Raw genomic sequence first — 12,384 nt, 5'->3', positions numbered from 1 at the left:
TTCAATTATTTAAAACCCGCTCTTAGCTCTACAGTAAGAGCGGGTTAATTTAGTTAAAATTATGAGGATGTTCAGGGCCTAACCAAACTTTATAGTCAAGATATTTGTCATAATAACACATCCATTCAGAAATCCAAGGGATTATATCGACTAATTCAACATATGGCCTGCCTTTTAAATCCTTAATTGGATGGTATAGACAAAGTGAACCATCACCATTAAAATGTGTATCAAAACTTTTCTTTAGTTTTTTGGTTTCAACCCAAACTCTATCGAATCTCCCAGGAAAAAAAGGTGACCATTCTATTTTAAAATGATATGTCCTGCCATTTCGTTCTAAAGAACCGGTAGCCAATAATATCTGACCCTTTACCTCAAAATGCAACCAATCAAAGGCTCTTTCGCATTCGATTTGGGTTTTGTATAAAAAACCAGCCCAATATTTTTGGGCTCGTTCTTTAGGACTCAGCATAAAATCCATGGTTACCATTTCTTACACCAGTTGTTGCATTGATATTTCCTCTTGAATCTGTAAAAGCATTCCCTGCGAGTAAAGTGGTAAGTTGTGGATTACCTTTTAATCTTTCCTCTAATTTTACCAAAGTTTGAACGTTTTGCTTGTAAAAACCATTACCAAACAAATCCTTATACGTTGTTTCATTGGTATCCGTGTTTAAAAAAGCATTTAGTTTTTTAGCAAAATCATCTATGAAAGCTACAAAACTTGCATAATGTTTGTCCTCCCAAGAGTCAGTAAAATTTTCTCTTTTACTTTTGTCTTCATGGTTGTCTACAGGATTATAGACTGCAAATTTTTCTTTTCTCAATTTATAAGCTTCCGCAAGCTTCCGTAATTTTTGGGAGGCATTTATTAAAGCTTCTTGAATAGATAAATTCCCTTCATGGCATTGAGCTAATAAAGTGGTTAAGACAATACTGGAAACTGCTGGCATTTTTGTAGTGTCTTTATCCTGAAAAAACAAATCTCGATAGCGTTTTACAATTTGCACTGTACTTTGCAAAGGCGTTTTTTGATACACTTCTAAAGGTAAATCTTCCGTTTCTACAGCGGCTTTTAGCATCAAATTATAACGTTCATGAAGGATAAAACTTCCTTTATTTCTTTCAGCAATATCTTTGAACCATTCTGCATAGCCTTTAGGATTGGTTCTTGACCATGAAATTCTACGCTCGTCTTCTGCAATCATTAACCTATTGTTGTTTATCGTAATGATACAACCCGGTAGGATATCCATGTGGAAGTCACTATTGTAATCAATACGCACACAACGATTTTTTTTCTCTAGAAGAGGTTTGTATGTGTCGTGATTGCTTAATACTCTATATAATGCATCGTAAATTTCGGCTGGGGTATGGAGTAAATAAGAGCTTTCTATGTGAAGTACTATATCCAAATCGAATTCCTCTCCCGGTAATGGCTTAATGGTTGTTCCTATTAACAATGAACCCTGAGGATAGACATTAATGATGTAGTCTTTAAAAAACTTTTCGTCTTTCGATAGTACATCATTAACTGCTCTGTAGGCTGTTTCCATTTGTTGTTTTCGTGTTGCATCTAACTCTAAGTTAGCTGCTATGATGGCTAAAAGCTCATCTTTTTTGTATTCTTGTTCTGTATATTTCTTCATATTATTTTTCATTGATTAGGTATTTGGTATGCGCTCCAATTTTAGCAATCTGCTCTTCATTTTCCATTACAAAAAGTCTCTCGATTTCACTGATGTCTACTATCATAAAATCATCACCCAATTTGCGAGGATTTCCCAAGAGTTTTTTGAGTTCTGCTTCTTGTTCTGGAGTTGGAAGAAACTCGACGATGTTATAAATAAGTACTTCATAACACTGATGAAATGTACTATAGCCAAATACTTTCATCACTTTTTGTACTTCTCTGAATGATTTTGTGTAAAAAATATCCTTATCAAAACCATGGTCTGCAATGAGTTCTTCGTTAAACTCACGTTCATAAGTTGTCTCACGGTCTTTTCTGGATTCAAACCATTTAATAACATCTAAAGCGTTTTTGCCTTTTACACGAAAGCGCAAATCATCTTTACTGATATCATCTAACTTAATTCCATTTGCACCACAATCTTCTTTATAGCCCCATTTTTCAAATTCTGCAAAACCATTAAGTTTTTTGTAAACACCGCCAACAGGCTGCAATTGGTCTTTGATACGATGACCTCGTACTAATAAAAACTTTGAAGTCCCCGGAATTTTAATTCGGATGAGATAACTTAAAGAAAACCGAACATCTTCGTCCTTGATTTTTGTAAAATTGGATTGTAAATAGGTATAAATATTGTCTTTGTTATCTAACAACTTCTCTGTTGCTTTTTTTACGATAACCTTACCTGCAGCCATACCTAGTGCTGCTAAAATAGTTTCAGCCATTAGCATAAAATTTATAAATTATTAAAATTATTTTTTGCTTAATGGAGCACTCTAATCAATGAAGTGTTGCAAATACGGAATTAAATTCTATTTTTGCAGTACAAAATACACACATTGACATTAAATACTCAAATCATTGTGAGATGACCAGTCTCTATTTTGTACTCTTAAGCCCAGTACTGATTTTTGTTAGTCAACAATTAAACTTTTATATAAACCAGAAACTATTGGCGTAGTGTCTGGTTTTTTTTTATCCCAGTAATTTGATTACAAATATACTATTAATTTTTAAAAACACAAATAAAAAATCACAGTACATTAATTACAAAACAAAAAATTTCGACACGCTCGACGCAATCCGCTTGTTATTAGCGTTTTATGTTTTATGGGAAAGGTGATTTTTTTAAAGAAAAATATTGACTATTACATACAGAGGCGATTAAGTATTTATTCAGGATTAGTTTTTTGTATTCTTGGAGATTTAATTATCTTTTATTTTTTGCATCTTTATTGAAAGCAATGAGATTGAGCGTTTGCCGTATGTGGAACGGACTCTATTCCCGTAAATGTTTTCCAGTTCTGAAGCGGCAAGGTTGGTAGTGATGTGAGTAACCTTGTTGTTCTCAATAAACTGCTCGTAGCGACTGATGAGTATTTCGACCATCACATTGCAATCGTTCCCGAAATGTTTGACATGTTGCCGCTAGAAAATTATAAAATGGTCTTTCATGGTAATGGAAAAATGGTGGTATTAATAAGAATTGACAATGAATTTAGAGGGGAATCTGCAATTATAGGGGAAACGGAAGATAATTATAATTTTTCACTATCTAGCGCACTTTTATGTTTTACTTTTTTATAACACTGTCCTAAAAAGTGTGTAAGTTTAAAAGTAAAGTTGAATTCTTTTTTTGCAGTAAAAAATTGGTTTATAGCATTCCAGCAAAACATCTATTTTAACAATTGAGACAATTTATTAATGAAAATAGCCCCGCAATTGCAGGGCTCTCTCCTTTATGAAAACAAATTTTGGGTTGTTACTTATTGGATAATATTTTCATGTTCTTTTCTAGAATCAGCAGGAAATAATATGCTTATTTCATTTAGCAGTTCGAATTCATCAATTGGAAATAACTGCAAGGCAATCCCAAGAATAAGCCCAACATCAATCGACTTATTTTCGATAGTATTAGGAACTTCAGCGCCATCATGATCTAGAGCCACTATACATAACTTCATCAGATTTCTAATAACTGAGGCAAGTTCATAATAATCATATACTTTTATTTCAGCACTATGAATCATTCTTTTATCATCAACTGGTCTCAACATACTGAGACAATTGGAAGTTAATCTTTTAATGGTCTCTAGCTTTTCAATTTCATTTGTTTCCATGGTTTTTATTTTTAAATCGATTAATTTTATTAAATGATAAATTATCAATCGTGTTCAGATTTCAATAGTAACTCTCCTTCAATAACCAAATCATGCAATTCATACATCAGTTTCTCAACAATAACATTCATCTGAATAACCTTTTCTTTGTCCAGTTTTGATGACAACATTTGAAAAACAGTCCGATGCTTGTCTAAATAAGGAAAGAAGTCAATCCAAAACTGCTCCAGTAAATAATTATGCTTTCTTATGTCAGAATCTGCATAAATACATAGTTCCCACAATGCCTGACTTGACAAGCAATTAGGAATATAATAGGTTTTAACAAAAATGAAGGTTTTGCAAAACGACAGGAAAAACAATGCAAAGAGGGAATCCAGACCGCAGTAGTTTTCTTTAGTGTTATTGGCTATCTCAAAAAACTGTAGAGCACTTTCTTTTGTCGATTTATAAAAAAAATATAAATCACCGTGATATGGGTTGTGAGGAACCTCCCAGTGAAAATCGGGGTGATATGCACTGGATGAATAAATCAAATTATTGTCTTGAATAATTTTAGCAAAGAAACTTTGACATCCATAGAGGTTATTCTGTATCCAGTAACGGTTGTGGCTGATCAAAACGAAATTAAATTTTCTACCTGTTTCATTTTTTAAGTAGTCGGTAATTAATTTTAATTTTTCATTGCCCGCCCCCGCAGTTATAAGCATGAGATAATAAGTCTGTTTTTCATAGCAGGTTATTTGATGATATAGGTAAATCTGTTCTGCTTCAACGAACTTTAAGATGGTCTGTACAGCATTGTCAAGGATTATATCTTTAGGTTTGACATCAATCTGGCATGAATCTTTTTTTTTCTCCAGATAACCTTTTTTTATCAGTTTCTTGAATTCTACAAACCGTTCTTCAATAAGACGATAAAGATTTTGTTCCGCTATTCCAACAGCTTCATACATTTCTTCTTTATATACAGCCTCATCATTGCTGGCGGCTTCTTTTGCCTGCGCAAACAAATCGGTAAGATAATAGTTGCTTCCGCTCTTTTTTACGAAGTATTTTTGAATAGCTGGAATGTATTCTGTGAGATTAGCGATTCTTTCATCTAAACTCAAGCAGTCAGATTTTTTTCCAGCATACAATTCTTCTAAATATTCAAGATCATATTCAATTAATCTTGCAAAGGACATAAAAACACTGTTTGATGAACCTTCTGAAATAAGGCTTTGGATTTGAGATTTATGGAGGTCGTAATCGTGATAAAAATTTTCTTTAAGAACATTAAAACGTTTCTTGTATTTTTTCCAGTCTCTTTTATTGACAATAGAATCTACCGATTCATTTTGGTAGATAATAGCGGAAGGACGACAATACAATTCAAAAAAGGGATTACCTAAAGAAAATCGATGTTCAAGTTTTGAAGTGTAGATAAAAAGTACATCAATTTGACAGCTTTTCCAAACTTTTTTGACCCATTTGCTTTCTTGAAGATTTTTGGCATCCATACTTTGTTCAATGTGGACAATAAGATGTGAAAAGGAAGAAGATGCTGATTTTGTAAAAAATAGTTGAATAATGTTATGCTGACGAACAAGTTGTCTGAGTATATTTTCTAAATACTCGTTTTGGAGTTTTGGAAATGTAAGTTTTTCTGAAGTTCTCATAATGCCGTGTTTTTAAAGTTTGGATAAAGGATTTTCAATTCCGATTTGGGATAAATTATTCCCCAAGTTGTTCCTCTTTTTTAATCTTTTCTATACCTCTTTCTGTCAGAAGTCGTGCTGCATCAAGCATTTTGATTAAATAGATATAGGGAGTGACAATGTCTAAATCAGATTTTCCTTTGGAGGAAGACATCGAAAGGTGTACGATTTCACAGAGGAATATTTCAAATTCTTTTACGGTTTTCCCGTAAAATGCTTTTTCAAATACAATAATGGATTTTCATATTCTTCTTTGCTAAGAGATGCTAGATGCAGGACTGATTTATTTTTTTCGGACTCTTTCACTTTCCATTTTTTGCTTTTCGCCCGCAAAAGGAAACAGACTTTAAGAAAAGAGCGAATCGCTAAATAGAACACAAAAATCTGGGAGAGATTATCCCGCCTATAAATTTTTCCCTTATAGCTATAGATCACTCCCTCGCTTAAAGTCTGTTTATAATAGTCAAGATGTGCATAGTCAAAAAAGGCTTCAACAGTCTCGAATAAATTTGTCGTCTCAAAACCCGCCCAAAACCTTGTTTCGAAGGATATTTTATTCTTTTTCATAGTGAGAAGATTTAATTTTCACTAGCGAAGTTCCATTCTTTAAAAGGGATAATCTATTCGGAAATCGGATATTATATCTGACAAAAGGGATATTTTACCGGATATTTTTCTACCTTTGGAAATCAGACTTTTTAATCCGAATGGCTTTATCTTTGAGCCTTTAGAAAACAAACACTCATCATGGAACAAAAAATTCATCAGGGAAGAAACGTAAAACGCTTCAGGGAAATGCTTAACATAAAGCAAGAAGCATTAGCTTATGATTTAGGTGAAGACTGGAATCAGAAGAAAATTTCTATGCTGGAGCAAAAAGATGTAATTGAAGATGGTCTGCTTAAGCAAATCTCGGGAGTATTAAAAATTCCAGTTGAAGCTTTTAAAAATTTTGATGAAGATCAAGCAATAAATATCATTTCTAACACATTTCACGATACTCAAGGTTTGATAAATTACAACCCGACTTTCAATAATGATCCAATAGACAAATTGATTAAACTTCACGAAGAAAAAATTGCTTTGTACGAGCGTATGCTAAAAGAGAAAGATGAAATGATGGCAAGGCTTGAAAAATTAATCAATAAATAATTTGGGATTAATTCTTATTTCATAATTAAGAGGCTGTCCTTACTTTTTGGACAGCCTCTTTACAATATCGCTTTCATCCCCAATTTGGGGATGATTTGCCAAATAGTTATAAAACAGCTTACAATACCTGAGATTGGTCACCGAAAAACCATTCATTTCAGGGAATTCTCCTTTTAGGTCTTTAGAAACTTGTTCTAAAAATGAGGTTCCATAAGCGGTCTGTTTCTCTGAAATCATTTTACCTAAATCCCAATAAAAATGAATCAAAGCGGTATTTATAGCTATTGCCGCTTTTATCTGGGTAGAACGGATTTTGATTTTCAATTCCGAAATCCATTTTTTGTATTCCAAATCAAACAAATTTACTTCACTCATTTTTTACTATTTTTTGCTTTTTAACTTTCTTCTCTTCTTGAAATAAGGTCACTTTTTCTTTTTCTTCCAAAATCATCTTTTTATATCAATTTGAAAAGATATTTCAGTTGTTCTTAGTCGCTTTCAAAAGGGTTATCTTAATGATCCTCTTTTTTTGCATAATCTAAAAGTATCGATAAGTACTTCGCAAGAATTTAAGAAAGTTCTTTTAGAATTATATTCATAACCTTTTATAGCACGGTCATATTCAACTGTGTTATAATTACTAGCGGCGGGAATATTGAAATCCAGAATCAAGTCATGAAGATTTTGTTCTATTTGGGCAATGTTCATACGTACATTATTTTACAATTTTTGTGGAATGCGATTTTGATTAAAATCTGATATTTTAATTGCTAAGATATTAAAAAACCCCTCAAAAGGGATTTAATTTATCCGATACTTATATTTATTCTGACACACTAAAATTGCGTATTATAGCTATATTGTCAGGTTTAACCTGATAATATGGATACGAAATATAACTACAACAACCCGTTTACCTCTTATCTTTTGTTTCACTATCAAATTTGATCGCATACTGAAAGAAAAAGATGAAATGATGGCAAGGCTTGAAGAATTAATCAATAAATAATCGAAATAGTTCCTTTATTTGATTTCTTATACTATTGTATTTTTATATTGAATCATCGTCTTAACGCTTTTTTTCTCCTTCTTTTTGGAAATTCATAATCAACATCTGGAGCAGTTTCAAAAAGAAGAGATGATAAAATGGATGTTAATCTTCCAGTGTTAATCTTCCAGTCCTCTAATGACGGTTCAGTTTGTTGCACTTGTCTCGTTGTTTTACTATCATCACTAAATAATTCATGGAGTTTTAAGTTTTGATCAACTTCACTTCCTTTGAAATTTATCCCTGATTGTTCGTGAAAAAAGTGATTTTCTTGGATAAAACCATTTTTATTTATTGTTGGTAAAACTTGAATTGCAAATTTCATCATTCGTTGTTGATACTCTTTTAAGTTGTTTGGTTTTGTCATCAAAACATTGAAATGAGCATTCTTAATTTGTTTTTTTATATCATCCCTATTAATCGATTCAATTTCTATTTTCTTATTGATTTCATGTTTGTCTTGAGGATTTCCATTTTTTAAAATATTTTGATTTTGAAATTTTTCAAGCTCTTTTCGTTTATAATTAAAATGTTCATCAAAAGTTTTTTCGTTTGAATTGATCCATTTTACTCTATCAAATCCCACTTGATATTCGTTATTACCAATTTTTCTATTGGTCTGTTTTTCATTGCAAGTAGGACTTAATTTTAATATTTGTGTTTTATCCTTTCTGGAAACAATTATGTGAATGTGAGATTGCAACCCTTTTTTATACTCTCCAGAAATTTCATTACCATTGAGAACCTCTTTATCTGTACCCTTGTATTTTCTAAAATGCTCAATTTTTGCAAAATAAACTAAATCAGAACCTGCTTTAATTCCTTTATCTTGACGATTAAAATTCAAAGCATAATTGTCCATTACTTTTCGTCCATACTCTGTTATAAGATTATTAAATTGCTCTAATTCAGATAAATTTAAGCCCAAAACACTTGTAACTTCTCTTTTTCCGGTAGCAAGAAAAGCAATATGACTCAACTCATTCTCACTGAAGCTAATTGTTGGAGCAAAATATTTAGCATCATTTGCTCCTAATTTTCTTTTATTATTATCGATAGCACTAATAACATCTATCGTACTAATATTAACCTTTGAAGCTGTAAAGAAACCTTGTTTCCTGTTTTCTAACTGAGTTATTTCATTCAATGAAGAAGACTTTTTGATAATTTTATCTAGTTCTTCATTTTCCTTTTCTAAGTAAATAGCCAAGTTGGAACAACTTCCTTTATTGTCCGCTCCAAGTGTACTATGGGGTTTAGATATTGGCATTATGAAAAAAGAGATTTAATTTTATCCAAAGTACCGGATTTGTTTTTGTCATCTAATAGTTTACAAATAAGCAAAATGGCTTGTCTATTTTTCTGTAATTCAGAAATTACCATTTTAGTTCTTTCTACATCATTGCTATTTATTTTATTCAGATTCTCGAAATGAGCCTTTTTTATTTCAGCTGCTCGTTCTGAATGTTGATCTAAGAGTTTATTTATCGAAATAATTAGTTTTGAGATTTCTTCCTTTTGAGTATTTTGATAATTAAAAACATCTTGTCTTAATGGTTTCAAAATATCTCTTTCTTGAACTTTTAAAAAAGAGACTATCCTTTTATCTAAAGCGGCAACCATTAAAGATGGATCTTTGTTTATAGCATCTTTAGGATCGATACCGGTTTTTTTGAAATAATAAATCATTTCTTGTATAAGAGCACCCAAGTTTATTCGCAAACTTTCAGATAATTTCCCAAGTTCTGCATGAGCTTTTTCATCTATAATAATACTTTTTTTAGTCATAATTATAATTTTTAAAACTGATAATCAGTTAGTTGCGTGTTTGATTATATTTAAATTATAAAATCTTATAAACTTCATTCTTAAAGGAAGCCTTATTTTCAAGGCTCTAGCCTCGCAGAGCAAGTAGGATAGGGGTTTTTCCGCCCCTGTCCTACTTGCTAATAAATTACAGGTATAACTCTTCAAAGCAATGATATTCATACATAAACCTAAACACTCATTTTAGTATTTAAAATCAAGTACTCATTTATATCTTTTGAACCATGAAACAGATACCTAATATCTTTACATCTTGCTCCCACCGAATTCCATTTTTTTAAACAGTTTTCCGTTGCATTCGAACCCGCAACATCGTTGTCCAGCGCAAACAAAAGTTCAGAATAAGCATTTAATACTTGATCTACTTTCGAAAGCATTGAAAGAGAATTCAAAATCAAGAAATCTTTTTCCATTTCGCATTTTGGGTACAACGTCAATAATGAAATGAAATCCGACCATGATTCTAGAATTACCAAAGACTTTTTGCTTTTGTTAATCCATGTAAACCATTTTATACCTAAACACAACTTGGCATATTTATTTCGAATTTCATACTGATTCTTATCATTCCTGAACCCCACTCCAAAATATTTCTTGTCATTTATTCTATAATACACTTCATCTAAATACCTTTTACATATTTCGATGTTCAATTTTCGTTTATTTAAATAATCAATTAAAATCTTGTTTTGTAAAAGTTGAATTCTTTCCACACGATATGACTTTTCTTTTTTCATCTCCAGAAAAACATTTTGTATAGGCGGGTCAAAAGAAAAAATAACATCCTCACTTTGTAGCCACCTAACTGCTTGTAAAAAACCAATGGAAAAATACTTCATAATAAAGTCCACAGTATTACCTCCAAAACCTTCACCAAAGTCATAAAAAAGATTATGCTCACATTTTACAGAAGGCATTTGCTCATTTCTCCACTTAGCTTTAAACCAAAACTGATCTTTTTTCTTTTCAACCGCTTCAATATTTAATTTTTTCAAAATATTGATTATTGGAATATTTCTTAATTTCTCTATATCGTTCACTATAATTTGAATTTTTGCCTACCTAGCTACCTAAAGAAATTGGACAGCTATACTAAGCATATTAGAAAAAAAGGGCTTTATTTTTGATTTACCTAGTTTACCTAATTAAGGTAAGTCAAGTATTGATTATCATAGGTTACCTACCTAAATAAACCGCTTAAATTCAATCAATTAAACTTCAATTAGGTAACTAGGTAAGTGTATTTAAGAATCTGTAAATCCCCAAGGAGAATCCCTAAATTTGGTTTTTGCTAAATATCCATATACTTGACGTTTTGCATGCTTGATTCTGGTAAAATTGTATTTTTTTAGTGCTGCACCAACTTTCTGAGCATTTAATCTATGCCCCATAACTTGTAGTTCTGTTACAATTTCCGATGGTGTCCTAAAATCTGAAAGATTATCACTAGTCGAATAGTATTTTAAAACAAATTCATTCTCTACTGTTTGAATAGTAAAACGTTCATTTCTCAATTCATTGATTTTTATTTCCTCCTGGGTTAAATCGGATTTAAAGTCTTTTTGGCACTTAAAAATATGGTATGCTTGTGACCAAAAATCATCTATATTAAATTCTTTACTATAGGAAAAATCAATCTTCTCAATGACGCTAAAAATAATCCACCTTACAGAACCTGAGTCATCACATAAAAATTCCGCACGATTTGTTGATGCTAAAAATGAACAAGTCCGATAGAGTAAAGTTGATTTATCTGCATACGGTAAACGCTCATTAACAGAAACTTGACTTATCAGTGCTTTAATAGCATTGATATCATATTTTCCCATTACGTCTAATTCTTCAACATTAATAATCAAAGATTTAGCCAACTTGATACGTTCATCTCTTCCTACTCCTAAATTTGTATATAAATATTTTTCAAGTTGGATTGGACATAGAAAATTTAAAAAATAAGATTTACCAAAACTCTGACCTCCTTCTAACACCAATACGTGTTTATTTATCGCCTCCTTCAGAAATACCGTTTTAACAGCACGAACAGCCCATTTAAGGAGATGGAGGTAAAACAATTCGTTATCGTCCGTATTTACATAGTTGGCGTACCTTTTGACATGATCTTTGCCGTTCCAAGGTGGTAAACCTTTAAAATACTCTATCAGTGGATTGATGCGTTCCACAAAATGAGACTTTAAATATGTTTTAAAAACTTGTGGACTAACATTTAATTTTTCTCTATGAAGATGTATTAACAGAGAGGATTCATTAAAATCAATTTTACAGGCAGAGTTTACGTCAAAAATTTCGTATTCCAATGCAATTTCATTAAACTTGATTTTAAAATACTTAGATAATTCTTCTTGAATTTTGTCATACACAGAATCCTTGCGTGATGACACATCATATACGCTTATTTCTTCCATAAATAGATAATTGATGAATGAGTATAATGCCTATATTTGCATATACTTTTTTTAGTAACATAAAAAATTTCTAAGCGTTCAAAAGTGGATTTTTGAGCGCTTATTTTTTTAATTGCTTGGAAAATTTAGACAAAACTTCCTCATCAGAATAGACTTTATGCTCCCTGATCCATGCAACTATCTCAACTCTATCGAAGAATAAAGCCCCATTTGTCGGTTTGTTATGAGGGATTAATTTTTTAGCAGATAATTTGTGGATAGTACTATCTGAAAATCCTGTATAGGCCATCAAGTCTTTAATAGTAAAGATCTCTTTTTGAAACTGATTACCCTTGATAATCATCATCTTAATTTCATTTAACTGTTCAGTAATTTTTTGTGGGTTCATAATTTAAGTTTTTAAAATTATGAGGCTAAACTA

The 12,384-nt window shown here is 31.4% G+C and carries 14 protein-coding genes; 1 reads left to right on the top strand and 13 read right to left on the bottom strand.

What is annotated here, in order from left to right; all coding sequences use genetic code 11:
* Positions 1–49: 49 nt before the first annotated feature.
* The 6 genes from RB618_RS07115 to RB618_RS07090 form a co-directional block, all read right to left on the bottom strand.
* On the bottom strand, positions 50–481 hold the full coding sequence (locus tag RB618_RS07115) for a hypothetical protein (protein ID WP_308068117.1): 432 nt from the start codon (positions 479–481) through the stop codon (positions 50–52).
* Positions 459–1,661: a nucleotidyltransferase gene (locus RB618_RS07110; protein WP_308068116.1), complete on the bottom strand. Its 1,203-nt coding sequence runs from the start codon at positions 1,659–1,661 to the stop codon at positions 459–461. Before RB618_RS07110 ends, RB618_RS07115 begins: the two co-directional genes overlap by 23 nt.
* On the bottom strand, positions 1,651–2,418 hold the full coding sequence (locus RB618_RS07105; protein WP_308068115.1) for a hypothetical protein: 768 nt from the start codon (positions 2,416–2,418) through the stop codon (positions 1,651–1,653). The genes RB618_RS07110 and RB618_RS07105 overlap by 11 nt, the downstream gene beginning before the upstream one ends.
* 1,041 nt (positions 2,419–3,459) lie before the next feature.
* Entirely contained in the window at positions 3,460–3,813 is a 354-nt protein-coding gene (locus RB618_RS07100) for a hypothetical protein (protein WP_308068114.1), read from the bottom strand.
* A gap of 44 nt (positions 3,814–3,857) precedes the next feature.
* Positions 3,858–5,474, bottom strand: a complete 1,617-nt coding sequence (locus RB618_RS07095; protein ID WP_308068113.1) for a hypothetical protein — start codon at positions 5,472–5,474, stop codon at positions 3,858–3,860.
* 234 nt (positions 5,475–5,708) lie between these two features.
* On the bottom strand, positions 5,709–6,080 hold the full coding sequence (locus RB618_RS07090) for a hypothetical protein (RefSeq protein ID WP_308068112.1): 372 nt from the start codon (positions 6,078–6,080) through the stop codon (positions 5,709–5,711).
* A gap of 180 nt (positions 6,081–6,260) precedes the next feature.
* Between RB618_RS07090 and RB618_RS07085 the strand changes: the two genes are divergently transcribed.
* Positions 6,261–6,665 (top strand): XRE family transcriptional regulator, encoded by a 405-nt coding sequence (locus RB618_RS07085; protein WP_308068111.1) that lies wholly within the window; start codon positions 6,261–6,263, stop codon positions 6,663–6,665.
* Positions 6,666–6,704: 39 nt separating this feature from the next.
* On the opposite strand, the gene RB618_RS07080 is transcribed toward RB618_RS07085, so the two are convergent.
* The 7 genes from RB618_RS07080 to RB618_RS07050 form a co-directional block, all read right to left on the bottom strand.
* Positions 6,705–7,040, bottom strand: coding sequence for a DUF1016 N-terminal domain-containing protein (locus RB618_RS07080; protein ID WP_308068110.1), 336 nt, complete (start codon positions 7,038–7,040; stop codon positions 6,705–6,707).
* 132 nt (positions 7,041–7,172) lie between these two features.
* Entirely contained in the window at positions 7,173–7,373 is a 201-nt protein-coding gene (locus tag RB618_RS07075) for a hypothetical protein (protein WP_308068109.1), read from the bottom strand.
* Between the two features lie 353 nt (positions 7,374–7,726).
* Positions 7,727–8,983, bottom strand: coding sequence for a DUF5712 family protein (locus tag RB618_RS07070; RefSeq protein ID WP_308068108.1), 1,257 nt, complete (start codon positions 8,981–8,983; stop codon positions 7,727–7,729).
* Positions 8,983–9,501, bottom strand: coding sequence for a BfmA/BtgA family mobilization protein (locus tag RB618_RS07065; RefSeq protein ID WP_308068107.1), 519 nt, complete (start codon positions 9,499–9,501; stop codon positions 8,983–8,985). Before RB618_RS07065 ends, RB618_RS07070 begins: the two co-directional genes overlap by 1 nt.
* Before the next feature lie 209 nt (positions 9,502–9,710).
* Positions 9,711–10,580 (bottom strand): toprim domain-containing protein, encoded by an 870-nt coding sequence (locus tag RB618_RS07060; protein WP_308068106.1) that lies wholly within the window; start codon positions 10,578–10,580, stop codon positions 9,711–9,713.
* 204 nt (positions 10,581–10,784) lie between these two features.
* Positions 10,785–11,963 (bottom strand): VapE domain-containing protein, encoded by a 1,179-nt coding sequence (locus RB618_RS07055; protein WP_308068105.1) that lies wholly within the window; start codon positions 11,961–11,963, stop codon positions 10,785–10,787.
* 100 nt (positions 11,964–12,063) lie between these two features.
* Positions 12,064–12,351, bottom strand: a complete 288-nt coding sequence (locus RB618_RS07050) for a helix-turn-helix domain-containing protein (RefSeq protein ID WP_308068104.1) — start codon at positions 12,349–12,351, stop codon at positions 12,064–12,066.
* Positions 12,352–12,384 lie beyond the last annotated feature (33 nt).

The sequence above is a fragment of the Flavobacterium sp. LHD-85 genome, from assembly GCF_030929595.1.
GTDB lineage: Bacteria > Bacteroidota > Bacteroidia > Flavobacteriales > Flavobacteriaceae > Flavobacterium.
The sequence above is the reverse complement of the archived record's forward strand: the minus strand, read 5'-3'. Positions and strand labels throughout refer to the sequence as shown.